20 protein-coding genes and 1 pseudogene are annotated in these 24,996 nt (G+C 68.0%); 11 read left to right on the top strand and 10 right to left on the bottom strand.

Going from position 1 to position 24,996, the window contains the following annotated elements:
- Positions 1-106: 106 nt before the first annotated feature.
- Both NBG84_RS07365 and NBG84_RS07360 read right to left on the bottom strand, forming a co-directional pair.
- A pseudogene (locus NBG84_RS07365) lies at positions 107-1,094 on the bottom strand (IS110 family transposase).
- Between the two features lie 488 nt (positions 1,095-1,582).
- On the bottom strand, positions 1,583-1,738 hold the full coding sequence (locus NBG84_RS07360) for a hypothetical protein (RefSeq protein ID WP_250918489.1): 156 nt from the start codon (positions 1,736-1,738) through the stop codon (positions 1,583-1,585).
- Between the two features lie 108 nt (positions 1,739-1,846).
- Between NBG84_RS07360 and NBG84_RS07355 the strand changes: the two genes are divergently transcribed.
- Positions 1,847-2,023, top strand: coding sequence for a hypothetical protein (locus tag NBG84_RS07355; protein WP_250918488.1), 177 nt, complete (start codon positions 1,847-1,849; stop codon positions 2,021-2,023).
- Positions 1,992-2,903: an RHS repeat protein gene (locus tag NBG84_RS07350; RefSeq protein ID WP_250918487.1), complete on the top strand. Its 912-nt coding sequence runs from the start codon at positions 1,992-1,994 to the stop codon at positions 2,901-2,903. Before NBG84_RS07355 ends, NBG84_RS07350 begins: the two co-directional genes overlap by 32 nt.
- A gap of 854 nt (positions 2,904-3,757) precedes the next feature.
- On the opposite strand, the gene NBG84_RS07345 is transcribed toward NBG84_RS07350, so the two are convergent.
- Positions 3,758-4,183 (bottom strand): hypothetical protein, encoded by a 426-nt coding sequence (locus NBG84_RS07345; protein WP_250918486.1) that lies wholly within the window; start codon positions 4,181-4,183, stop codon positions 3,758-3,760.
- A gap of 174 nt (positions 4,184-4,357) precedes the next feature.
- The gene (locus tag NBG84_RS07340) at positions 4,358-5,596 is read right to left on the bottom strand and encodes an MFS transporter (RefSeq protein ID WP_250918485.1); all 1,239 of its coding nucleotides are present in this window, start codon (positions 5,594-5,596) and stop codon (positions 4,358-4,360) included.
- Between the two features lie 800 nt (positions 5,597-6,396).
- Between NBG84_RS07340 and mobF the strand changes: the two genes are divergently transcribed.
- The 8 genes from mobF to NBG84_RS07300 all read left to right on the top strand — a co-directional run bounded on the left by mobF (position 6,397) and on the right by NBG84_RS07300 (position 17,659).
- Complete coding sequence (gene mobF, locus NBG84_RS07335; protein WP_250918788.1) at positions 6,397-8,163, top strand: MobF family relaxase; 1,767 nt, start codon at positions 6,397-6,399, stop codon at positions 8,161-8,163.
- The gene (locus NBG84_RS07330) at positions 8,160-8,483 is read left to right on the top strand and encodes a hypothetical protein (RefSeq protein ID WP_250918484.1); all 324 of its coding nucleotides are present in this window, start codon (positions 8,160-8,162) and stop codon (positions 8,481-8,483) included. Before mobF ends, NBG84_RS07330 begins: the two co-directional genes overlap by 4 nt.
- 509 nt (positions 8,484-8,992) lie before the next feature.
- Positions 8,993-9,409, top strand: coding sequence for a hypothetical protein (locus tag NBG84_RS07325; RefSeq protein ID WP_250918483.1), 417 nt, complete (start codon positions 8,993-8,995; stop codon positions 9,407-9,409).
- A gap of 3 nt (positions 9,410-9,412) precedes the next feature.
- Positions 9,413-13,132 (top strand): nSTAND1 domain-containing NTPase, encoded by a 3,720-nt coding sequence (locus NBG84_RS07320; RefSeq protein WP_250918482.1) that lies wholly within the window; start codon positions 9,413-9,415, stop codon positions 13,130-13,132.
- A 669-nt stretch (positions 13,133-13,801) separates the two neighbouring features.
- Positions 13,802-15,058: an IS110 family RNA-guided transposase gene (locus NBG84_RS07315; RefSeq protein ID WP_250918787.1), complete on the top strand. Its 1,257-nt coding sequence runs from the start codon at positions 13,802-13,804 to the stop codon at positions 15,056-15,058.
- Positions 15,059-15,267: 209 nt separating this feature from the next.
- On the top strand, positions 15,268-15,744 hold the full coding sequence (locus tag NBG84_RS07310; RefSeq protein ID WP_250918481.1) for an NUDIX hydrolase: 477 nt from the start codon (positions 15,268-15,270) through the stop codon (positions 15,742-15,744).
- 347 nt (positions 15,745-16,091) lie between these two features.
- On the top strand, positions 16,092-17,006 hold the full coding sequence (locus tag NBG84_RS07305) for a replication-relaxation family protein (RefSeq protein WP_250918480.1): 915 nt from the start codon (positions 16,092-16,094) through the stop codon (positions 17,004-17,006).
- 191 nt (positions 17,007-17,197) lie between these two features.
- The gene (locus tag NBG84_RS07300) at positions 17,198-17,659 is read left to right on the top strand and encodes a hypothetical protein (RefSeq protein ID WP_250918479.1); all 462 of its coding nucleotides are present in this window, start codon (positions 17,198-17,200) and stop codon (positions 17,657-17,659) included.
- A gap of 108 nt (positions 17,660-17,767) precedes the next feature.
- On the opposite strand, the gene NBG84_RS07295 is transcribed toward NBG84_RS07300, so the two are convergent.
- The 5 genes from NBG84_RS07295 to NBG84_RS07275 all read right to left on the bottom strand — a co-directional run bounded on the left by NBG84_RS07295 (position 17,768) and on the right by NBG84_RS07275 (position 23,863).
- Entirely contained in the window at positions 17,768-18,631 is an 864-nt protein-coding gene (locus NBG84_RS07295; RefSeq protein WP_250918478.1) for a DUF3592 domain-containing protein, read from the bottom strand.
- A 24-nt stretch (positions 18,632-18,655) separates the two neighbouring features.
- Positions 18,656-19,765 carry a hypothetical protein gene (locus NBG84_RS07290; protein ID WP_250918477.1) on the bottom strand — a complete coding sequence of 370 codons (1,110 nt, stop codon included), beginning with the start codon at positions 19,763-19,765 and terminating at the stop codon, positions 18,656-18,658.
- A 138-nt stretch (positions 19,766-19,903) separates the two neighbouring features.
- Positions 19,904-20,737, bottom strand: a complete 834-nt coding sequence (locus NBG84_RS07285) for an SDR family oxidoreductase (RefSeq protein WP_250918786.1) — start codon at positions 20,735-20,737, stop codon at positions 19,904-19,906.
- 772 nt (positions 20,738-21,509) lie between these two features.
- Positions 21,510-22,106, bottom strand: a complete 597-nt coding sequence (locus tag NBG84_RS07280; protein WP_250918476.1) for a hypothetical protein — start codon at positions 22,104-22,106, stop codon at positions 21,510-21,512.
- A 1,376-nt stretch (positions 22,107-23,482) separates the two neighbouring features.
- Positions 23,483-23,863 carry a hypothetical protein gene (locus NBG84_RS07275; RefSeq protein WP_250918475.1) on the bottom strand — a complete coding sequence of 127 codons (381 nt, stop codon included), beginning with the start codon at positions 23,861-23,863 and terminating at the stop codon, positions 23,483-23,485.
- Between the two features lie 43 nt (positions 23,864-23,906).
- Here NBG84_RS07275 and NBG84_RS07270 point away from each other — a divergent pair, with 43 nt between their 5' ends.
- Entirely contained in the window at positions 23,907-24,167 is a 261-nt protein-coding gene (locus NBG84_RS07270) for a hypothetical protein (RefSeq protein WP_250918474.1), read from the top strand.
- A gap of 288 nt (positions 24,168-24,455) precedes the next feature.
- Here NBG84_RS07270 and NBG84_RS07265 read toward each other — a convergent pair.
- Positions 24,456-24,996, bottom strand: a 541-nt coding sequence (locus NBG84_RS07265) for a tetratricopeptide repeat protein (RefSeq protein ID WP_250918473.1), incomplete at its 5' end; no start/stop codon positions are given.

The following is a 24,996-nucleotide window of genomic DNA, read 5'->3' as shown; positions in this document are numbered from 1 at the left end:
CGCGTCGTTCCTGGACCAGGTTCGCTATCCGGTGCGTTTCCCCTTGTCTGGCCTGGTTTCGGCTTCCGATCAGGTCGCGGACAAGACATCCGATGCAGTTGATCTGTCAAGCGGCGATGGCGAGTTGTGGGGTGGTCGGGGCGGGGAACGCGGTGAGTTCGTCGTAGGGGGTGCGCTTGGTGAGGCAGTGGTGGATACAGCCGAGCATGCGGTTGAAGAGGTTGCGTTGGGCGGCGGTGTGGCGGTCTCCGTCGGCTCGCCTTCGGTCGTAGTGGGCCCGGGCGCCGGGTGAGGCTGTCAGGCTGGCGATGGCCCAGACGTAGCCGACCGAGGCCAGACGCTGGTTCTTGACCCTGCGGGCCATGACCGCGACGCTTGGCCTGCTCGACCTGCGGGGGCTGGCGCATCTGCAGGATGCGCAGTGCATCGCGGAGTCGTTCGGCTTCCGCCTCGATGCCGCGCTGGCGGCCAGCCTTCTTCAGCAGTGAGCGTAGTTGGGCGCGGGTGAGCTTGGCCGCCTGTTCGGGAGTGGGGGCCGCGGCCAGCACGGCGCGGGCGACGCTGCTGCTGATCCCTTCGCGGTTGTGCTGGAAGGCAGCGAGGAAGCCGGGGGAGTATTCGCGCGGGTGGGAGCGGAGTTTGTTGCCGGCTTGGGTGCGGTCCCAGACCGCGTCCTGCTGGGCGCGGGCCAGGACGGCGACCGCTTGGGCGAGCTCGCTGTCGTCAGGCAGCGGCCGGTGGGCGGCCTTGTCCGTGCGCAGGATGTTCGCGAGCACCATTGCGTCGAGGTGGTCGGACTTCTTGCGGGTGACCGTGTGGCGGTCGCGGTAACGCGCGGCGGCCATCGGGTTGATGGCGTAGATGGGCCGGCCGGTCGCGCGGAGGCAGGCGACGAGAAGGCCGCGGGAGGTCTCGATCGCGACGGGGATGGGGCCGTTCGCGGTGTTGCCGTGGGTGGTGAAGAGGTCGAAGAGCTGGTGCAGGCCGTCGAGGTCGTCGGTGATCCTGGCCCTGGCTAACAAGGTGCCCTCATGGTCGACCAGGGCAACGTCGTGGTGGTCGCTGGCCCAGTCGATTCCGCAGGTGACGGTCATAGCGTCGTGTCCGTCCTCTCGGTCGGGGGCGTGCTGCTGGTCGCAGCCGTGCGGGGGCACGCGTCTCCCTAATGGAAGGGCTCGATGGCCCTGCATCCGATCAGCCGTTCGTGACCCCAGCGGCCGCCAAGGCCCTCGGTCTGCTCCAGAGCTCAGCGGCTCCAGGCGTGGTGAGAGGTGATCCCTGTGGGCGGCTCGGACCACGAACCTCAACGATCCGATCATCGGACTGGATGCGGTGGGGGCACGAACTTGTGGCGCTGGACGGTCCCGGAGGCCGACTCTTGTCCAAGGGATCAAAGTCCCTGGGGGTGTGTGCGGCTTCTCCGGAACCGACCACCGTCACGAGAGAGTGATGCGGGGCCCGCAGTCTCTTTCAGGGCCTCGATGGGCCGGGGTGGGCCTGGCGGTGCCCCGCATCACTGCCCATTAGGGGGTGGGTGATAGACGGCTCGGGCGCGCCCGGTGCGCACCAGCGCCGGTGCGTACTACAGGGTGGTCGGGTGTCCCGGGTGCGTGTCGGTCGGCGCCGGGCGGGCTTCCATGGCCTGTTCTATCCCGGTGGCTTCCAGTTGGTGTAGGACATCGGCGACGTCTTCGTGTTCGTCGGTGAGGATCTCCTTCGTGAAGCGGATGACGGTCACCCCATGCACCCTGGCCAGGGGCTCGCAGAGGGGAAAGAAGTTTCAAAGTGCCCCTGGTAGAAGGTTAGTGCACCAGATTTCCGGAGGCGCGGGTCCCGACCTGCGCGGATGGACGGGCCAAGATTCCGATTCGGGTTCCGTCCGAGTGCCTTCGGACGGACCGTCGGGACAACCGGCAACGATTACGGCTACTTCGCCAACGACATGGTGCGCTCCCAGACCACCGGTGACCGTCGGCAGACCTGGAGCCTCGATGGCGCCGGGCGGCTGGGCGGCTGGGACTAAAGACGCCCAGGGCAACTGGACCGTCGCCGACCGCAAGAACAACCACTTCGGTGACGAGTCCGACCCCGCGTGGGTGCTGGAGAAATCCTCACCCCGCCAGGTCAACCGCTTCATCAAGAGCAACGAAGGAATCCTCACCGCTATCGGCGGGGAGGGCGGAGGCACAGCCGTCCAGCTCACCGACCTGCACGGCGACATCGCCATTCAGTACCCGGTGGACACGGCCCAGGCACCACGGGCCGCCGATGAATACGGCAACGCAGTCGGCGACGGCACCGCCCGCTACGGCTGGCTCGGCTCCAAGCAGCGGTCAACCGAGACTACGGACGGCACGGTACTGATGGGCGCTCGGCTCTACTCCCCGTCCACCGGACGGTTCCTGAGCCAGGACTCCGTTCTCGGCGGCAGCTGCAACGACTACGACTACGTAGGTGGCGACCCGGTCAACAAGTCCGACCTCACCGGGAACGCGTGCCGCACTCACAAGCGCAGCTACAAGGTCTACGAAGGCGGCGTCCCCATGCAGATCGGTACGGTTGGCATGCGCGTCCAAGTCTGCACCCGCGGTGTCGATATCACCAGCTCCATGGGTTCGAGTTGGGGGGACGAGGCCGGAGCCGCGAGCAAGATCGGCTGGAGTCTGTCCATGCACGGTGCCTACAAGAACGTGGAACGCTTCGGGTGGGTGCAGTGGAAGGCCAACGGGAAGGGACAGGTCTGCATGCTCAAGATCCTCCCGATCTGTGGCTACCAGGAGCGCTTCGAGATTAAGATGCACTACTACACCTCCGGTTGGTTCGGACCTGCCCCCGCCCGGAAAACTCCGGTGTGGAAGGCCAGATGCACCAACAAAGGGTGCGGGTTCCGCTTCAAGCGGTAGAAGACAGTGATGCATGAAGGGCCGGGCGGCAGTGAGCCGTCCGGCCCCTTCACATAACTGACCGGAGTGTGTTCAGAGAGGCGTGATGATGCGAGCAAGGCGGCAATTCGCTCTTGTGTACGCGTTCGGTGTGTTCCTGCTTTTCTGCCTGGTGGGGTACAACCTCAACGACGGCAGCCCCAGCGTGTCCTGGGGAGCCGCAGGAGTAGTAGCGGGAGCAGGAGTCGCACTGATGATCCGGAGGACCACCGGAGAATAGAAGGGCCATGCGCCAGGGCGGGAAGGAGCCATTTTTTTGCCATACTCTGGCCGCCGCCAGGCGTGACGTTTCCCGCCCCGATAGGGCCGCACATATTGGCTCAGAGCAACAGCCAGCGCCTTTGCCAGAGACGCTAAGGCAACTCTCGAAGACCTTGGCCGACTCGGGATGGCCCTCCAGACAATATGGTGGCGAGGATACCTGTAAGCCCTGCTGCCGACGGAGAAGATCCGCGAGCGGCTGGAGCGGCGCGGGAGCCGCTCAAGGTCCCGAGGGCATGGGCCCGCTATGGAGTAGCGGGGAAAACCGCACGAGCACAGGGGCCGGCGGCCACCCACCGTAAGGACATCGCCGCCGCCCACGACGACCTGAAGGTCATCGCGACCCGGCCGAGGAAGCCGAGTACGCCAAGTCCCCTACCTCCAGACTGTTGCTCCGCGTGTGAGGGCGCCGATCGACCGCGGTGGGACCGGGCCGGGGACGTTGCTTGTTCCCACGCGGACCACCCCCGTGGCTGGCTTCGAGAGCGCGGGGTTTCCCAGCCAGGGGCCGTGCCATCTGGCCGGGCTGCGGAAGTCCGGGCCAACTGTCTCGCTCACCGCTGGGTGTCGAGGCCGCTGGCGCGGGCGATGCCGTCCAGCGTCGCGTCTTCGGCTTCTCGCTGCGCCCACCAGGTGTTGAGTTTCGCGCGGACAGCTTGGAGTTGTTCGGGGTCTTCGGCGATGTCGGCTTGGACCATGGCTCCGCCGAACGTTCCTTTGGGGCTGGGCATGTCGATGTAGTGGTGGTCGGTGTGGCTGACGGTCATGGGCTCCTGGTGGAGGCCCGGGGTGAATGCGGTGTCGTCGATCTCGAAGGAGCCTGGACCACCGTTGGTGATCAGGTGGCAGAACTGGTGTACCGCCTTGGCGAGCGTTTTGTATTCCGCGGGTGCCATGCGGGCGCGGAGGGTTTGCATGGAGAGGCCGAGGAATGCGACTGGGCCGACGCCGGAGTCCTTGCTTCCGTTCTCGTCGTTCATCCCGCGAGTCTTGACCCGCTTCCTCCGCAAGTCCAGGGGTATGCACCGCCTTCCTGTTGTTGTTCTTGGGCAGGGCAAGCCCTCCGGGAAGGAAGGGGCTGGAGAGACGAGCCCCTTGCGAGGTCTGGCTGTTCAGGGGCCGGTGAGGATGTCGTGGCTGCCGATGCGCGGACCCTATTCGGACCCACTGCGGCCGTAGCCTGGCCCACCGTCGGGTCGTGGTGGCAGCGTGGTCAGGAGGCCGATCGCGGCCAGTGCCACGAGCGGTCCCGCCGCGTGAAAGGGCACGGTCAGGGCCACGGATCCTGCGATCCAGCCGCCGGCGAGCGCACCGGCCATACCACTGCCGTAGAGCGCGATCCGGTGCACGGCGGTGACCCTGCCCAGCAGTTGTGGGGGAGTCTCCCGCTGCCGGGCGGAGAGCGCGACCACATTCCACAGCGCGAATCCGGCGCTGCTGAGGGCGAGCAGCGCGCCGGCCGCGATGGGGTTGTCGGTCAGCGCGATCAGCACGGCGGGCAAGCCGGTGGAGAGTGCGGCGGCGGCGAGCAGGGGCCGCACACCGAAATGGGCGGCCAGCCGTTCGGAGCCCAGTGCGCCGAGTGTGCCGCCCACCGCTCCGGCCGCGAGCAGTGCGCCGAAGAGCGCGAGCGGAACGCCCAGCGCACTGTCGCTGTAGAGGACCAGAACGGACCACCAGGCGGCGTCCGCGAAGCAGATCACCGCCCCGGCCGCGCTGATCACCCGCTGGCGGGGATTGCGCAGCAGCCATCGGACGCCCAGCAGGAGTTCAGTGCGCAGCCGTGCCGTTCCGGCTGGTGCGGCGGACCGGGCCGGGGTGCGCGGCAGGGTCAGCACCAGCAGCACCGCGGTGACCAGGACTGCGGCGTCCACGGCGACCGGCACGGTGAGCGCGATACCGAAGAGCGCCGCGCCCAGCAGTGGGCCGATGAACTCATTGCCGACGATCTCCGTGCCGAACAGTCGCCCGTTGGCCCGCTCCAGTTGCCGTTCGGGCACCAGACGGGGCAGCATGCTCTGCGCGGAAGTGTCCCGGAAGGTCTCGGCGGCACCCATGACAAACGCGGCGCCCGCCAGGATCGGGATGGTCGCCGCGTCCAGGGCGAGCAAGGTGAACAGCGCGGCCAGCGCCGCCACCCGGACCGTGTCCGCCACCGCCAGGACCCGGCCGGGGGAGCGACGGTCGGCCAGAAGGCCCGCGGCTAGCCCGAAGACCAGCCAGGCGCCCTGCTGACACGCGGCGATCAGTGCGACCCCGAACGGGCTGTCGGTGAGGGACGCCGCGATCAGAGGGAACGCGCCCGCCCGGATGCCGTCGGCCAGGTTGGCGAAGGTCGTCGAGGTCCAGAAACGCCAGAACGGCGCCCCGAGCGGTCCGGTGGCGGTGGTCATCGCGGACACCCCCGTCCCGGCCGGTCGATGACCGTGCCTCTGTGCCGTTCTGTCAGCGTCACTCCGCCCTCCCCACGGCCGCCGGGCTTGTCCCCGGTTCGGCGTTCAGTCGACCACACGACTGCGGCCCCGTCAGCGGCCCGCCCTGATGGGTTCATGGAGAATCTTGCCGCCTGGTCGGTCTGGGTTCGCCTCCTGAACACCACCACCCCCGGCCAGCACCTGGCCGGGGGTGGTGGGTGTTCGTGTGGAGGGGCGTGGGTGGTGTGGTGCGGTCGGTGGTGGTCGGTAGTTGGGGGAGTGGTGTGCCGGTGTGCGCTTGGCGTCGGTGGAGGCGGTTGGTTGGCGGTTTCGTGGTGAGTGGGGCTCGTGTTGTCGGGGCGCAGTAATCGCACGACGTCGTCAGGCGACGTCGCCGGGCAGTAGCGGCATTGCCTCCTTCCACTGCTCGGGGTGGAGCAGATTGCAGCCGGTGGGGCACCAGCGCTTGATGAGCACTTCTCGCTGAGGACCAGGTAGACCAACTCCTGGGTATTCGTGTGGCAGAGGGCGCAGGCGATTCCGCCTCTGGTGATTTCCATGGGCGGACTGTGCATACGGCCGGCGGTCTACTGTCGCGTGCTGGTGGGGCGGCCCGCCTGACGGGAGCTCCGGTAAAGGCTTGGTGATTGGCTCCCGCCTGGCGGGAGGGGCCTCGGATCGTGCTTTTGTGCTGGTCATGGGCGGGGTTTCCTGGGTAGGTGATCAGCATGGCGGAGGTTCGTCCGGGGGATGGGTGGCGCTACCTGTTCCGGGGTGTGATGGTCGGCGACGGCCACCGGCCTACGGGTACGCCGCTGCGCGCAGCCCAGGACGAAGCCGGTGTCCCGCCCGGCGTGTGGAAGGGCCGGGGTCTGGCCGCGGTCGGCCTGAGGTCTGGGGATGTGGTGACGGAGCGGCAGGCCGAACTGCTGCTGGGGGAGGGGCGGCATCCGGACGCGGACCGGATCGAGCGCGAGCTCGTGGCCCAGGGCGAGAGTCCGGTGAAGGCGCGGCGGGCGACGGTGCTGGGCAGGCCCGTCGAGCACAACCGCTCACCGAAGACCGACAAGGCCAAGGAGCGGAAGCCTTGGCTGGCCTTCGACCTGACGTTCCGGCCCCCGCCGACGGCACACCTCGCGTGGGCCCTGATGGACGACCGGCACCGCCAGGTGCTGGAACTGTGCGACGACATCGCCCGCGACAAGACCCTGGCGTGGCTGGAGGAGTCGGTCGCACAGATCCGCTCGAAAGCCAGCGGCAAGCAGCGGGCCCGGGTCAAGGACGGGCTGATCGTCGCGGTCTTCCGGCACTACGAGTCCAGAGCCACGGAATCGAGACCACTTCTCCACGCTCACGCGGTCGTGTCGATCCGCGCCCGGCGGCCGCACGACGGGAAGTGGGGCAACCTGTCGGCGGACTCGCTGATGACCCACATCGTCGTCGCCGACACGCTTTACACCCTCACGTTCATGGAGGAGGTGTCGGCTCGGCTGGGGTGGGCGTGGGAGCCGCGCGTGGTGACGCCCGGACGTCGGCCCGTTAGGGAGATCGCGGGGATTGATCAGCGGTTGATCGGCTGGCAGTCGACGCGTCGTCAGCAGATCGAGGACGCGCTGCCCGTCCTGGTCGCCAGGTATGAGGAGAGGCACGGGCATGAGCCGGGGGAGCGGGCCTCCTACGCGCTGGCCTGCCAGGCCGCTGACCAGACCCGCCCGCCCAAACGCAGGACGGCACGGTCGTTGTCCGAGCTCCGCGACGGTTGGAGACGGTCGGCGATCCGGGCGTTCGGCGCCTGCACCGTCTACCGGCTCGCGGAGCGGGCGCGAGCGGCAACTGCGGCGGTGTGGGCACGGGTCCGTCCAGTGGTCGACGTCGCCCTGGCGGCTGTCGAGGCCGTCGCCGTGGTGTACGTGATGCGCGGCGCCTTCGCGCGCCATCATCTGCTCGCCGAGGCACGCCGCCACCTCTCCTCCGTCCTGCGCGGCCGGCCCCACGAGCCGGGCCTGGACGACCAGATCGTCCAAGCGGTCGTCGACGACTACACCCGGCCCGTCGGCCGGGGCCGGAAGATGACCGCCGACCTCCACACCCTCTACCCGGACGACATCGAGGACCAGGCGGTGGTGCGCCTGTTGACGCGCAAGCGGGCGGCAGCCCCGTATGAGAGGGCCCGTATTGCCGCCGCCGCGCTGCGGGCCCGGGTCCATGCGGTCCGGCGTGCGGATCGTTTGGGCTCTCGGACCATGTCGCACACCGTCGCCGTGCCCACCGCCCCGAGTTCTCGCCCGAGGCCGTCCCGTCCGGAGCGGAGGGCCGACCGTGTCCCGGAGCAGGCGACCGACGTTGCCGCAGTGGACCAGACGGGCGCCATGTTCGAGGCGGCCGTTGCTGAGATGGCCGCCAAGCTCCAAAAAGGAGTCAAGGACCGAGCCGCCGCCCACCGCCCCGGCTCCCAGCCCATGGCGCCACCCGACCCGACACACCACACCCAGCGACCCGCCCCACCCCGGCCGGGCGGGGCGACACCCACGGGAGGAGTCGGATGACCACACGGTCCCCGGACCCGAGGATCGAAGCCCTCGCGGCCCGGTTGAGGAAGGACCTCCAGGAGCGCGCCGACATATACGGCCCGCCGCCGCTGTGGGAGCCGATCTGGAAGCGGCCCCGGAAACCGAAGTCGAGGGCAGCGAAGAAGGCGGAGCTGCGCAGGCAACGCAAGCGGCTCCGAAACGCGGGACAGCGCCGCTTCGCTGCTGGGCAGTCGCGCCGGCCCCGCTCCCGGCAGAACCGGATCGGCAACGCGGCCGCGCGCCGCGATGCCCGTGCCCTGTCTCGGGTGCGGCACTCCAACGCCTGGCTGTGGTGACGACGCCGGACATCATCCACGCGTGCGCTCCTCCTGTTTGGGGTTGAGTTCTGAGGCCCATCACAGCGCGGGTTCGGAGCGCGATCGCGCGAGGGACTGCTCCGTCCGGCACACGGCTCCGCGCGGTCCTGTGTCGCCCGGTCTTTGATCGCTTGGGTGTCATCCCTCCGGGTCATGCGCTGCCCTGGCCGTAGCCGTCCGGCCCGGCAGGCCGATCTCGTTTCGGCCTTCGCGTGGCCGGGTTTGCCGGGCGCAGCGATGTGGGGCAGTGATGACAGGGTCGACGGACAGGCGCCGGGTGCTGAAACTGGCGGCGGCGGCCACCGGCCCGGTGGTCACCCGCCGCGAGGTACGTTCGCTGACCCCGAACCGTCGGTAGGGTTCGGGCGGCATTGTACGGGCGTACGGTCTCATCTGGTCTGTTGTGGCAAAGTCCAAAAGGCCACTGGGCAGTTGGCGGTTCAACCCCTACCGTGTTTGCTCCGTCGGGGGCTAGGAGCGGGGGCGCTATGGATCCTTTGGTGTTGACAGCGGGCAGTGCGCTGGTGGCGGCGATTGCCACGGACGGCTGGCTGCAGGTGCGTTCGTCCGCAGTCGAGTTGTGGCGGCGGGTACATCCGGAGCGTGTGCCCGCGGTGGAGGCCGAACTCGCCGAGGTGCGCGATGAGGTACTGGCCGCCCGGGAGAGCGGGGAACTAGACGCGATCGAGGGCTTGGAGCAGGACTGGCAGCGCCGTCTTCAGCGTCTCCTCAGAGATGACCCAGCTCTCGCGGTTGAGTTGCGTCGCATCCTCGACGAGCAGTGGCTCCCGGCAACGTCGCCATCTCCGGCTCCCCAGGTTCACAGTGTCCGGCAAGACGCGAGGGCGGTTGGCCCCGGCTCCCGGATCTATCAGGCCGGCAACGACCTGACCGTCACGGACTGACGGATGGCCCCTTCCGAAGAGGAAGCGGGATCGCCTGCTGATCCGTCAGTTCACCAGCGCGCCGAGGCAAGCGGCGAGCAGTCGACCATCAACCAGGCAGGCCGTGATCTGACCCAGGTCGGCGGTGACCTGCACACTCACTACTACGACAGACACCGCGAGGTTCACCGAACCGCACCGCCCGATCGCACCGCTGTCTGCCCCTACCCAGGCCTGGCCCCTTTCAGCAGGGAACAATCCGAGTGGTTCTTCGGCCGCGAGCGGCTGACGAGCCGACTGCTGAGCGAGGTGAACGACCGGGTAGGCGTCGGCGGGCCCCTCTTTGTCGTCGCGCCCTCCGGCGCGGGAAAGTCGTCCCTGCTGCGCGCCGGGCTTCTGGCGGCGCTGGCGGACGGCCGTCTGCCAGCGGCCGGGTCAGCTGACTGGCAGCAGATCTTGATGACCCCGACCGACCGGCCAGCGGCCGCGCTGCTCCGTCAGCTGAGCGCATTGTCCGACACCCCGATCCGGCTCAATGACGCTTCTTCCGTACTGCAGGCGACCCGAGAGGCCCTGAGCACCCACTCCGGCTCTCCTACAGGGAGTACCCACCGCATCGTCGTCGTTGTCGATCAGCTTGAGGAAGTCTTCACCCTCTGCACGGATGAGCAACAGCGCCGCGAGTTCCTCTCCCTGCTCGCCGCACTTGCCGAACGCGGGGAGGAAGGCCAGGAACCGGTCGCTCTCGTCATCTGCGGGCTGCGAGCGGACTTCTACGCACAGTGCCTCAACTACCCCTCTCTCCGCTCGGCACTGGAGCACGACCAAATACTCGTCGGCCCCATGACCGCAGAGGAGATCCAGGACGCCATCCTGCTTCCCGCCGCGGTCCAGCGGCTCCACGTGGAACCGGGTCTCCTGGAACTGCTGCTGCGTGACCTGGACACGAGCGGTCGCCCTCACAGCGGGCACCACTACGACGCGGGCCGGCTACCTCTTCTGGCCCACGCGCTCCAAGCCACCTGGCAGCAGCGGCAGGGCCAGGCACTCACGGTTGAGGGTTACAACGCCACCGGCGGAATCCACCGCGCGGTCAGCACCACAGCGGACAAGGTCTACCACCGCCTCGACAACACCGGCCAGCAAGTGGCACGGACACTCTTTCTGCGCCTGGTGCGACTCGGTGACGGATGGGAGGACACACGACGCCGAGTTATCCGTGATGACCTCATCCTCGCTACTTCCAACGAAACCGCAGCCCGATCTGTCCTGGACTCCTTCATCACGGCGCGGCTCCTCACTCAATCCACCGACACCATCGAAATCACCCACGAGGCCCTGCTGAGAGCGTGGCCCATGCTGCGCCGTTGGATTGACGCGGACCGGGCGGGTCATCTGATCCGGCAGGAGATCGAGGAAGCCTCGTCCCTCTGGCATCGAGACAGCCGGGAGAGCGCGCTTCTCTACCGCGGGGGCCGGCTGGCCCGGGCCCAGGAATGGGCGCGTTCCGGGCAGCGCGGAGAGTTGAGCGAGAAGGCTGCCGAATTCCTCACCGCGTCCGTTCGCCACCAACGCCGAGCCTCCAGGACGCGACAGGGCCTGGTGGCCGTACTGGTGGTGCTGACGCTCATCGCCTCCGTCACTGCGCTCATCGCCTTCCGGCAGACGACGGCCGCGCAACGCGAGAGAGACATCGCCGTCGCGCACCAGATCACCGCCGTCGCCGACCGGATCCGGGGCGAGGACTCCACCCTGGCCGCGCGGCTCGACCTGACAGCGCATCGCATCAGACCGACAGAAGAGTCCTACACCCGGCTGATGAACGATGCGGTACGGCCGATGTATGTACCGCTGCCCGGGTCGAACCGGTACCCCGCAATCAGCCCGGACGGGAAGGTTCTTGCTACTGAGACAGATGGCGCGATCCGTCTCTGGGACATCTCCAATCCCTTGGCGCCCCGCGGCGGACAGGCCCGTATCCGGATGAAAGGCTCGGTGGACGAGTTCGCCTTCAGCCCCGACGGCGACACCCTCGCGGTCAGCTCGGGGCACCCCACGGATACCTATGGCACCGGTGATGCTCAGCTGTGGGACATCTCAGACAAGGACAGACCGAGACCGATCGGCTCACCTCTGACAGGCTATGACGCCCCGATCCGTTCCTTCGCCTTCAGCCCTGATGGTCGTCTGCTGGCCGGTTCCACGGACGACTCCACCACCCGCCTCTGGGAGGTGAACGGCACCGCCACGCCCAAGCCGCTGGGCGATCCCCTCCCGGGTCGGGGAGATGTGGCGTTCACCAAGAACTCACAGACTCTGTTCACTGATGAATCGACCGCTGACGGGATCGGTGTGTGGGACGTACGCGACCCCAGCAGCCCGGTGAGGACGAGCAACATCCCGCCTCACTCGGGTGATCTGATCTCCAACTTCGCCCTCAGCGGCGACAGCAGCACCATCGTCGCGTCGGTCAGGACCGATGGAAACATCACTCCCGAGTCTCAGCAGGCCCGCTCAGTTCAACTCTGGGATGTGTCCACTCCGGCCCGCCCAAGAAAGATCGGCGCGGCCTTCGAACCCCACCCCGGATACCCATTCGCCCTCGGCCTGAGTACCGACGGCTCGATGCTCGTGACAGGCGGCGACGATCAGAACAGAACACTGCGCCTGTGGAGCGGAAACGACCTCGATCTGCCGTCCCCCATCGGCGAACCCCTCACCGGTCACAGCGGCTCGATCAACTCAGCCCAGTTCACCCGCGACGAGACAATCCTGGTCACCGCCAGCGAGAACACCTCTACCGGAGCGGACAGCCAACAGGTATTCATCTGGAAAATGCCGCGCGCCGTGCTTCCCGGGCATGGAAGTGTACGGAATCTGGCGCTGAGCAAAGACGCACGCACCCTGGCGACGGCGGGCGAACACAACATCGTCCAACTGTGGGACCTTTCCTCACCAAGCAGTCCCCGCAGACTGGGCAGGCTCCGCGGAGGAGCGAGATTCAGCTACGAGCTCGCATTCACCCCCGACGGACGCACACTCGCCACCACGGTACGCACGACCACCTCCGACGACGACGGCAGGATCCAGCTCTGGAACATCTCCAACCGCTCCCAACCCAGGCCATGGGGACCTCCGTTGAACGATCATTCAGCGCCACTGACGTTCAGCAAGGACGGCAAGACCCTGCACGCAGGCACCCAGGACTGGGACGTATCCGCCCCCTCACGGCCAGTCCCCGTTGATATGAATGAACCGAAGCCCAAACGCCCGGAGGGAGTCAGGGCAGAGGCCCTCAGCCCCGACGGCGAGCTAGGCGTCACCTTTGGCGAAGGACATTCAGTTCAAATCTGGAAGCCCAATGGCTCGGGTAAACCCCGGCTTGTGGGCACACCGCTCACAGGGCATACGGACCGTGTGACGAGCGCGGCCTTCAGCACGGACAGAAGCCTCCTGGCAACGGCAGGCGAAGATCGCGCCGTACGGATATGGCGCCTGACCCGAAGGGGGCACGCAACGCCCCTAGACGGCCTGCTTACCGGCCACACGGGCTACGTAGGAACCCTGTCCTTCCTCTCCACCACCTATCTGCTATCCGGCAGCGACGACGGGACCGTCCGGATCTGGGACCTGAACACGTCCCGCGTGATCCGCACGCTGTGCGAGTCCACGACCGACACGGTCGTTCGGAACCGCTGGAAAGCCCTCTTCGGGGAAACGGAATACCGAGCCGCCTGTTCATGAACACAGCCCTAACCCGACCAAGACCCGAGAAATACGGGCCTGGGCCTCTGAACCAACCCTGCGGGCGCACCCGGGGCGCACGATGTCCCGACCGCATCGGTGCGCGCGTATCCGATGTCTCGCGCCGCATTGGTGCGCGCGCCGCCGACGCACCCCTTTACCAGGTTTCGACGGGCGCGCGTTGTTCTTAGACCAGGTTCGCTACCCGGCGCGTTTCCCCTAATCCAGTGCGTAAGCAGACGGCCCGGGACCATGCAACGCCCCGGGACAGCTGCTTCACAGGACAGCGAATGCCTGGATCCCCCCTGGCCGTCAAGGCCTCCTCAAAGAGCGGCATCGCTGTCCGTTGCGGGTCCGCGGTGATGACGCGGGCGCCGGGCTGATGCCTCCGTTTCCCCGGGCCCTTGAGGCCTCTGTCAAGAGCGGCGCAGCCCGGTGCCTCCGTGGTCACCGCGAAACCCGCGGGGCCAGCTCAGACGTTGGTCGTCACGACGCGAGCACTCTCCAGGGTCGACCTCTTGTTCATCCGCGAGCCGTGAGCTCTGCCGAAAGATCGAGCCCCTGGAGTTCGCTGGTGTCGCGAACGGCTACTGAGATGGCGGACCAACGAGTCCTTGGATTAGGGCGCCGCGTGACCCGCATGTGCTCGTGACCTGCATAAACGGACGGATCTTGGAGGACAGCTTGACCGTGTTCTGCGGCATCGACTGGGCAGAGCGTCACCACGACGTCGCCCTCGTCGACGAAGTCGGCACCCTGCTCGCCAAAGCCCGTATCACCGACGATGTGGCCGGATACCACAAGCTCCTGGACCTCTTGGCCGAGCACGGCGACAGCCCAGACGAACCGATACCGGTGGCCATCGAGACCAGCCACGGCCTCCTGGTCGCGAGCCTGCGGACCGGCAGCCGTCGGGTCTTCGCGATCAACCCGCTCGCCGCCGCGCGCTACCGCGACCGCCACGGCGTCAGCCGCAAGAAGTCCGACCCGGGCGACGCCCTGGTCCTGGCGAACATCCTGCGCACCGACATGCACGCCCACCGGCCCCTGCCGGCCGACTCCGAACTCGTCCAGGCCATCACCGTCCTGGCCCGAGCACAGCAGGATGCCGTCTGGACTCGGCAGCAGGTCGCCAATCAGGTCCGCTCACTCCTGCGCGAGTACTACCCCGCTGCTCTGCTGGCCTTCCAGAGCAAGCAAGGCGGTCTGACCAGGGCTGACGCCCGCGTCATCCTCACTCTGGCCCCGACCCCGGCCAAGGCCGCGAAGCTCACTCTCGCCCAGCTGCGGTCCGCCCTCAAACGCAGTGGCCGCCTCCGCGGCTGCGACTCGGAAGCCGAGCGCCTGCGGGACGTCTTCCGCACCGAGCACGCCCACCAGCTCCCCAGCGTCGAGGACGCCTTCGGCCACCAGCTCCTGGCCCTGCTCAAGCAACTGGACGCCACCTGCCAGGCCGCAGACGATCTCGCGGAGGCGGCCACAGCCGCCTTTCACCAGCACGCCGACAGCGAGATCCTGCTCAGCTTCCCCGGTCTGGGGCCCATGCTCGGAGCCCGCGTGCTCGCCGAGCTGGGCGACGACCGGGCACGGTTCGCCGACGCCAGGGCGCTGAAGTCGTACGCCGGGTCCGCCCCCATCACCCGGGCCTCCGGCAAGAAGCGATTCGTCGGCCGCCGGTTCGTCAAGAACAACCGCCTCATCAATGCCGGCTTCCTCTGGGCCTTCGCCGCCCTCACCGCCTCACTAGGAGCGAACGCGCACTACCGGCGCCGACGCGAGCACGGTGACTGGCATGCCGCCGCACAAAGGCACTTGCTGAACCGCTTCCTCGGCCAGCTCCACCACTGTCTCAAGACCCGACAGCCCTTCGACGAACAGCACGCCTTCACACCGCTCCTGCCATCCCCAACCGAGCAGGCGGCTTGACTTCATAGCCCCCTGAGATGTCTTGGCCTGGTCCGCTACGTGGGACATACCGCCCATCTCGGCAGGGGAGAGATCTCCGTCGCGATCGTCTCCGAGGTCTACACGGCTGTTCGGTGCCGCTGGACCTCGACCGTTTGCCACTGAAGTCTGACCGGCCGGAGCGCGGGGTGGAGGGCTTCTCGTGGAGTCGTTCGGGGAAGTATCCGAGCGTGGCCTACACCGCCGATGAACCGCTTGCAGCCGACGGCCGTGGCAACTCCTTGATCTCGTTCGCGCGGGGCGGGGAGGTGGCGCCGCCGCGGGACGCTCCGCTGCCGGCGGCGCTGGTGGCCTTGTGGCGAGCGGGTCGGGTCCTTATGGTCTTCGATCGGTACCGTCAGTCCTGGGAGCTTCCAGGGGGGAGTATCGAAGAGGGCGAAACCCCCCGCCAGGCAGCCGCGCGCGAGCTACTGGAGGAGACCGGGCAGCAGCCTGACGAACGGTTGCGGTTCATCGGCTACGCGCGGTTCGTGCTGGCGCCTGACCGGCGAGCCGAGTATCTCGCCCTGTACGCAGGATCCTGCGCGGAGACCCGTGCCTTCGAGCCCACCGAGGAGATCTCGGCAATCCGCTGGTGGGACCTCCTCGAACGCCTCCCAGGGTATGTGCAGCCCCTGGACGCCTGCCTCGCCGCGCTCACCCGGTAGCCCAGCGGCGACGCCACCGCGCCATCGCACGGTGGTCAACGTTCCGTGGCCAACGGTCCACATTGGATGTCAGCGGACACTGGGCGCCCGCCGGATGATCACGGCTCGGTAACGTCGCTCAGTGGGCTGTCACACCGTTGGCTTCCGGCACACCTCTACGCAGGTGACGGCGGGGATTCCATCCGGACCCCCGCGCCATCTGTGTGAGGAGCCTTGTCATGACGAACACCAGCAGCGCTCGGCAGCCCGAACCAGGGCCGCGCCCGAGCTGGACAAGGGGTGTTGAACGCCTTCCGGGCGGCCCGGAGTCCAGTGCCGTGAACAGTGCCGTGAACGATTCCCATGTCGTGTCCATCACCGCAGCTCACACCACCCGTCAGGGAGTCTCCGGGGAGGTCGACACCTCTCTTCCTTCCCCTGAGACGTCGGTGAAGGGGAAGAGGTCCACTCCCACGGCTGGGAAGGTACGGGCCGATGCGCTGCGGATGCTGGGGTGTGTGCGGATAGCGACGGTCCGGCAGATGGCTCAGGTGATCACAGCAGAAGGTCGGGATGGCCGGTCGTATGTGCGTCGGGCGATGAAGAGGCTGGCGGAGACGAACGGCAAGGACGGGCGGCACCCGATCTGGAACCTGACGGTGCCGGGACAGAAGGCCCTGGCCGACGGCAACGAACTCCCCCACCGCCCGAAAGCCGGCACCGGTGCGAAGGCCGTTCGAGCCGGGTTCGGTCCGCACGGCATCGCGGTGACCGACACGATCCTCGCCTACGGCAACCGGCACTTGCTGACCGACTGGCAGGTCGAGGTCAACCACGCCATCAAGGAGACCGGCCTGTCCTTCAATACCGATGCCGTCCTCGCCGTGCCAACCGAGAGCAACGAGGTCCGCCTCTTCGAACTCGACAACGGCACCATGTCCCGCGCCCGCCTCGCACGTGAGGTGTGGGACTACGAGCGCTACGCCGGGCACCGCGTCTGGGAAGGCGCCCGCGGCACCAACGGCCGCACGTACTCGTTCTGGCAGCGCCACCGCTACACCCGCTCCCAGACCTTCCCGCGACTGCATGTCGTCCTGGCGGGCATGGAAGAGCATCTGCTCGACAACCGCCTCCAGGCGCTCGCCGCCGACGTGAAGGGCATCGCCGTTGCGGTCTTGGTGAACACCCTGACCCGGCTCCAGCGGGGCGAGCCCTGGTACGAGATCGGCGTCGACGACCCGTACGCTCGCCGCGAGCGCTACCCCGAACCGCCCGGCCGCTGACCGCGGCACGCTGCCGGGGCCGGGTGAGGACGTCGGCCGGGGCTGGTTCCGGCGGCGCGAAGACGGCGCCGGGTGGCCCCGGCCCGGTACTGCCCGCCGTGCGGTACGGGTAGCGAAGTTCCTGTGCCACCCCCCGGGACGTACCGGCCTTCCGGTCGTCCGGAGCATGCGGAGGGCCCTACACAGGTTCTATGAAACGCAACCGAGTAGAGATCCCGCCCGATCTGCCGGGTGGGCTGTGGTACGCCCTGTCCAGCCTCCAACGCGCGCACCCTGAACCGGTCGGGCGGATCGGGCCGTTGGCCCGTCCGGCCGGTCTGCTGTCCTTCGCCGCAGCGGAACACATCGCGTTCTCGGCTCGGGTGCAGATGTCCGGCGCGGAGACCATGGACGATGTCCACGAGATCTTCCGCACGTCCACCCGCGGCCTGTCCTGGGACGCCGAGTACCGAGGCCCCGACCACTGCGCTCTGGAGGTCACCCTCGGCAGACGGCAGGAGATGCCGCTCCACACGGAACACCTCATCGGGTTCACCCGCCTGTTCGAGCACGCCGTCGAGACCATCGCAACCGGGGCGTCGAACGGCGAGTGCTTCCACTGCGGCGGGACCGGGAACGCCCGCCCGCTCTGGGGGGCGGCGCCCGCCGGGTAAGCCTGAACGGGGCAACCGGGCAAGCCGCCCCGAACGGCGGCTTGCCCCACCGCCTTTGTGCGCCGCGCCCTTGTCTGTATGGCTGCTGGAGCAGGGCTGATCAGCCTCTCAGAGCATCGCTATTCCCACCGCGGCTGTCGCTGCGAGTGCGAGGGTCAGCAGAACGTGGATTGTCACGTCCCGTTCTTCCGAGTGGTGTTCGGCCGCGCGGTCTAGTGTGAAACCGGTCGGGTCGGCGGGCGGGTAGTGGACGGTGATGTCACGGCCGTACGCGCGGGCGGGGTTCGGGATGTTCGATGTGCAGTGGGCCGTGACGGCCGTGCCCTCACGGGTGGTGAACGACAGGACCGGGGTGATGGTGGTTGAGGTGCCACCTTCGTCCTGGTTGGTTTTGACGTCCTTCAGAACCGCGACGACCCGTCCTTGCACGGTGTCCATCGCGGCCAGTCTCTCGATGCGGCGGTTCTTGGCGCGTACCGTCCCGGGCAGATGAACGGCGGCGGCGACCGCCAACGGCCCGCCGGAGCCGATCAGCGCCCACGGCCACCCCCAGCCGACCGCGGCGAGGACCACCAGCCCCACGTAGACCAGGAAGACCGCGAAAACCGGCCAGCCCAGCCCTCGACTGGGCTCCTCGGGAGTGTTGGAGAACCGGTAGGCGTGCGGTCTGCCTCGCGGGTGGCTGACCCCGATCTCCCGGCCCTCCCAGGCAGAGGTGATCGTCTCGCCCCGCTCACCGTCGTTCGTCACCGTGACCTTCTGACCGGAAGCCGGGTCGCGGTAGGAGACGACCACCCATATCCCGCCCGCCCGGGACCCGCCGTGCCGGGGCTCCCGCACCTGCTCGATCCGCCCTGTGAGCCGGACTGTCCGCTGCGCTTTGGTCACCCCGGCCAGCGACATGCCGTACCCGACCAGCGCCACCACACCCCACACGGCACACCACACCACCAGGAACTCGTCCCACCCCATGCGCCCCTCCTTCTGCTGATCCCGTCAACTGCCTTTTTTCCACAGCACGTTGCCCCGGCCGTCCGCCGTCAGGGTCCCTGTGCCCCCGCCACCGGTGACCACGACCCTGAGCATGATCGAGCCGTTGACGCCGTCGGCGGTCAGTTGCCAGCTCCGCGGGGACTCGACGCCGAGGGTGGTCCCGGCCTCCTCGACCAGACCGGGAACCCGATCGTAGGGCAGGGACCTCGGGTCGAACCCGGCACTCTTCACACCGGTCGGGGAGAAGGCGACCGTCAGCAGGCGGTCCTGCACGACGACGGTAAGCGCCTGACGCTTGCCCGAGGTCTGCGTCAACGACGCGACGGCATTGCGTAGTGCACCCTCGTCGAGCATCGATTGCCCAGGCCCGAGGGCGACCGTGCCCGTCGCCGACGTCACAGTGATTGTGGAGGACGTCACGGTGGTTGTGGACGACGAGGAGGAGACGGACGGTTCGGGGGCTCCGCTGTCGCCCCGCTGGGAGCCGAACAGGTCGGCACGGAACAGCAGGAGCACGGCGGCCGCACCGAGCAGCAGCCCGAGGAGAGTGAGGACCCCGCCGAAACAGCCCTCCGGGGTCTCGCTCTTCATGGCCGGACCGGGCACCGAGTCGACCCGGCCCGCGGCCGCCCGCTCCTCCCACTCCGGCGTCGGCCGCTTCACGATCCGCGTCTTCCACGGCCGGTCCGGCGGATACTCCACCACCACCACCACGACCCCGCGCGGTCGGTAGTCGGCCAGCTCGACGAGGTTGACGTCCTGCCGTATCTCGACACGGAACGCGGGCGCGTCATCCGGCGCGACGGACAGATCGAACCGCACCGGCACGTCACTGGTCTCATCCCTGACGGCCTCCAGACTCTCGATCACCGCGAGCGCGGTGCGCGGCGCGACGGCCGCCTCCCGGGCACGGCGCGGCAGTGTGACGAGGAAGAAGAGAAGCCCGTAGACCGCGGGCAGGACCAACCCGGTCAGGATCAGCGGGACTCTCCCGACCACGCAGCCACCGATGAAGGCGCTCAGCGACGCCCCGATCACCCCGCCCGACAGGAACCCCAGAGCAAGGTCAGCAGGCGTGCTGTGCGTGGGCGGCGCGACCGCGGTGCTCGTCATGAGGCCGATTGTGCCCGCCGTGGACAGCGGCCGACAGACCTGCGGATTGCGAGAGCGATACATCGCAAACGGCACTTGTCGGCGTACTCGCCTATGTGCAGAGCTGCGTACGGATGAACGTGTTCTGGCCCTGGCGATTCAACGGAAGGCGTCGGCGTTCTCCGAAGCCCACTGCCGGAACGGGCGAGCAGGCGTTCCGGTGACCTGAGAAACCGTGTCGCGCACCATGAGCAGCTCGGGGTTCACGTCTCCACCAGTGACGTCGAGCACCGCGTCCGCGGCCTCGACCCCGAAGACCGCGACCATCTGCGCGTGGGCCTGCCGACGGCTGATCTCGGCGAAGGGAACCTCCCGACCCAGTACTCCTGCGATGGCCTCGACCTGCTGTCGGGCGGTTATCGGCTCTGGCCCGGTCAAGGCATACGTGCGTCCGTGGTGGCCGGGCTCGGTCATTGCGACCCGTGCCACCGATGCGATGTCCGCGGGGTGGATGGTCGGCAGCGCGGTCTCGGCGTACGGCGCGCGGACGGTCTCGCGGCCGCGGATGGAGGCGACCCACATCAGGGCGTTCGACGCGAACTGCGTCGGCCGCAGAATCGTCCAGGCCATGCCGGTTTCCTTGAGCAGTTGCTCCACCGCCAGGTTCTCGCCGGCGGGGCCGAGGTGCGGGTGGGTCTGGACGGTGATGGACGACACCAGCACGACGTGCTCCACTTCTGCCTGCCGGACGGCTTCGAGGATGTCGGCGTCCGAGCCCAGACGCGACACAAGGAACAGCGAGCGCACCCCCTTCAGCGCGGGCTTCACCGACGCCGACTCTGCGAAGTCGCCCTGCACAGCCTCGCCCCCTTCGGGAAAGACGGCACGTGCGGCATCACGGGTGAGCCCCCTCAGCGGCCCGACACCACGGGCGTGCAACTCCTTCAGCAGGGCACTGCCTATGTTTCCAGTGGCTCCGGTCACGAGGATCACGAGCGTGTTTCCCATCATCAGATGATCAAGTAGGCGACACGCTAGAACCTCAACCATGCTTCAGGTCAAGGAGGTGCCTGGCCATGCCCGCAGGAGGGCACGTTCATTCGCACTCGGCTGCGCACGACGTTCACGGGTACACCGACATCGCTGCGGTTCCCAGGCGCAGTGGCGCGGCGACGAGCACCGCACAACCCCAACTGCGCCCTCGGTCACCGCGTCGGCTGATCGGCACACGCACGAGGCCCTGGGAGTCTGCTGTGTCCCCGGGGTTTGGTGTGGTCTTCGTTTGTCCGTCGGGTTCAACGGCCGGTTGTACGCCGTGTCACGCCCACTGCACCCCCAGCCTGCGTAGTGCGTTCATGTACAGGGGCGGTCTTTCTGATCAGTAGTTCGTGGGTTTGCCTGGGCTGATCAGTTTGGTGCCTGGTGGTAGCGCCTTATGCCTCGGTTGCTACGGCTCGGTGACGGAGGGATTGAGCGCTTGGGCTGTGTGCTGAGCTGGTGCTTTGTCAGGTGGAGTGAGTGTTGGTCAGGTGTGGTCAGTTTCTCCGTGTGGTGATCAGGTTCGTTGAGTGTTCGTATGCGCTGGTTGTGGTGTTGGTGGGGTGGTTGAGCCAGTACAGGGCAGTGTCTATGTCTCGTGCGGTCCAATTGGGGATCGAGGCCGGGGCCCGGCCTTCTTCCAGCTCGGTGCAGCGAGACGCCCGCTCCCTACCTCCATCAGGACCCCCTCGCCACCAGGAGGACGACGTCCTCATGCGCGAGGCATTCAGCTACGGCGTCGGCATCGATGACCCTGCTCGCTGGTGTAGATAGAGCCGCAGCGCTGGCACTCTTGCAGCCCATTGATCACATCTGCGCAATGGAAGCAGAAGTCGATGAGTGTCTCCGGAGAGGAAGCTGTCGAGGCTCCTCGAACCAGGCTGCTCATCGTGCAGACGGGGCACCGGTCCGGGGCGTCACCGTCGTACGAGGCATCAGGAATGGCGCGGTTGAGAACGCGGACGGCATAGCCCAGGGCTAGGCCCAAAGCGCCATAGCCCTGGACACAGAGGTGGCAGTACATGGTGGAGATCATTGCGTCCGACTGGCACCACTCCGGCACGCCCCTGATGAGTGTCGGAGTGAGGGCGAACTGCTGGCACTGCGGGCACAGGAGGGTGCGCGCTCTGACGGGCCCCAGGACCGGAGCGAGGTCCTTCATGCGCTCTGCCACGTAGCCCTGGATGGTGCGGACCCCTCCGCGGATCCGATCCATGTCGATCTCCGCGTGGTGCCGTTCTTCCTCATCTGTGATGTGCTTCAGAATGTGCTCATCGACAAAACTGATGAGGAAGTTCAGTACTTGGGCAGTGGTGCTCTCCACGGTTCCGGCCTTGGCGTACTCGCCAACCAAGCCGTAGTGCTGCAGAGCGTTGCGGCGTTCGGCTAGGTCGGAGAGAGCAGCCTCATCACGCCGGCTGAACTTGATCCCCGCTATGTTGGTCAGCCGCTTTCGCGTCTCTTGGGGAGTGCAACTCTTCAGTGTCCCCTCTCGAGCGCTTCTCGCGTAGCGTCCCCGGGGCTGACGAACACCAGAGACCAGTGCACCATCTGCAGACGCGCCTTCAGCAGCACTTCGGCGCCCGCAGCGGCGACAGCTGTGCCTCCCAGGCCATTCGGCTCCCGTCCGCGGTCGAGGCCATCGTTGGGCCGTGCATGGCGAATGCGGGTGTCCACGTCCCGGGTGCTGCGCCCCGTCGAGGGCTGAAGGCTGCCGACACCTATAGCTGTGACGCGATCGAGCAGGGTCTGGGACACCTCGGGGCCGAGGAAGCCGGTGATCCGGCATACGGTCACGGGTAGCCGCCACAGGGCATCCCCGCACACGGGCGACCGGTCCGCCGCCGGTTCTGCCACCCTCCCCACCCAGGCTTGAGCGCCAACGGGGAACAAGCCGTACCGCCGTGGAGCACGGGTGCACTGTCAGCCCGGTGAGCGGGTGCCATGGGTGCCTCCTCGTACGGCGGGCAGATCCTCGTCCCGGTGGCGACATGGATCCGTGGCCACCGGACGACGGCCGCGGGACCTGCCCGGCACCGAACTCTTAGTCCGGGCGCGTCTCACCGCCCGCGCCGAAGACGGACTCGCGCTTCAGGACTGGCGCGTGCGCCCGCCGGAACCAGGACCGGCCCACCAGGGCTATCCCGAGCAGTGAAGCCTGGGGTGCTCTACTGCTCGGGGGGCTTGCCGGGAAGGCGATGCAGCTATTCCGACGGCGGGGCGCCCCCTGCACCAGGCCGGGGCACGGGACGGGCGCGGCGGGCGCGGGCTTTCTGGAGGGTCCAGGCCCCGGTTGCGAGGAGGAGTCCGGCGGCGAGGCTGCCGAGGAACTCGGGCAGAGCGGCGTGGAGAACGTCGTACACAGGCAGCACAGCGCGCCGAAGGGGGCCGACCGCGCGCTGCTCTCCATCCCTTTGGGCAGATGTCAGTAGGTGCACTCCAACCCCGACCCCCGGGTTGCGTGAGCAGGCTCCCGGACAGACCGACCCTCACCTGGCCGTCCGGCGAACCACGAGTGCATCACGAAGTCTTGCGGATCACCGAGAGGTGGGTCCCGCCGCTCGCGAAAACAGCGTTGTGACTCGCGTAACCCCGGGCCGGTATCCGCAAGGTGAGCGATGACGACCGGCGCGGTCCATCGCGCTGTTCTGGGGGCGTGATCTTCTGGCGACGTGTCGGTTGCTGGCCGGACTGCCAGGATCACCCCCATCCCTTCTCATTCCGCTCGATGCGTGCAGCAAGGAGGTAGCGGGCCTTCTCGTCCTCGCTGGCGGTTTCGAAGAAGTGGTCTTGGCCGGCCCGGAGCCCGTCCCAGAAGCCGAAGGATGCGCAGCAGGTCCGGATCAAGTCGCGGGGCACCTTCTCGGGGCTGTTGCCCTTGCGGCCCTCCCGGTATCCGATGATGGTTCCCCGGGCCACCGACAGCGGGTTGTGCCTGTGGCGCGGTCTGGGCTCGTTGTATCGGCGCAATTCCTCTTCCGACTGGGCGTCGCGGTAGTCCTCGTCGCGATAGCGGTAGCCCTTCGAGAAGCCGTACTTCTCACAGCAGCTCTCTACGCGGGCCCGGCTGTCTGTGCGCATCCGCCAGTCCGGCTGGCAGTATCGGTAGCCGATCACGACGCCCGTGACTACATCGCGAGCGCTCGGCGAAGAGCGCCTGGCCGGACTTGCCCAGCCGAGCGGGCTCGACCAGAGCGCGGTCGCCGAGACCCTGGCCGAGAAACTGCCGGGCTTCGTCGACTCCGTCTCGCCCGCAGGATGGATCGACCAGGCACTCATCCGGTCCCGTTCAACTTCACTCGGCCTGGGCGAACTCGACGTTCTGAGCCAGACCCTGGACGGCTTCAACGACTGGCTGCTCGTGCAGCACGGCTTGGCCCAGTAGCCGGCCACAGGGTATGTCCCCGGCCCGGGGCGGGCGTCCGGACCGGGAAGGCGTTCAGTGGCGCGCGAACGGCCCGACAGCCACCGCGCCGTCGTCGCCCGGTTGGGCGTGATCGGCGAGCAGGACCAGGAGCCGCTCCGGGCTGACGACGAACCGCGCGCACAGCGCCCGCACCCGCCGACGGCCCCCCACGGGGCGGGAAAAGCCCGGTCCGGCGTTCCCGGTGCGCGGGACCTGTCCGCCGAGCTCGCCCGGTGGCCTGGCAGCCGCGCCCAGTGCGGTCTTCGGTCAGCGGCCAGTGTTCCCCGTGCCCGGCTGTTCCTGCCATTCGCCCAGAACATGCCTGTTCAGCGCGGTGTCGGGGCGGTCGGGTCCCAGGACGCGCTCTTGGTGGGCCAGGGCCTGCTCTTCGATCCGGACGGCGTCCTCGGTGCGTCCCGCCAGTGTGTAGGAGGTGGCGAGGTTGCCGCGTGCTATGAGGGTGTCGGGGTGGTCGGGTCCCAGGACGCGCTCCATGCCGGGCAGGGCCTGTTCGAGGATCCGGGCGGCCCCGGGGGTGTGCCCCGCATCCCGACAAGAGTGGGCGAGGTTACTGAGGGTGGTGAGGGTGGTGAGGGTGTCGGGGTGGTCGGGTCCCAGGACGCGCTCCTGGTCGGCGAGGACCTGCACGTAAAGCCGTATGGCGTCCTCGGCGCGCCCGGCCCGCCAGTGGGCGGCGGCGAGGTTGCCCCGGGTGGTGAGGGTGTCGGGGTGGTCGGGTCCCAGGACGCGTTCGCGGTCGGTGAGGACCTGCTCTTCGATCCGTATGGCGTCCCCGATGCGCCCGGCC

The sequence above is a fragment of the Streptomyces albipurpureus genome, assembly GCF_023701525.1.
Classification (GTDB): Bacteria; Actinomycetota; Actinomycetes; order Streptomycetales; family Streptomycetaceae; genus Streptomyces; species Streptomyces albipurpureus.
Note: the sequence above shows the minus strand (reverse complement) of the source record. Positions and strands in the feature narration are given on the sequence as shown.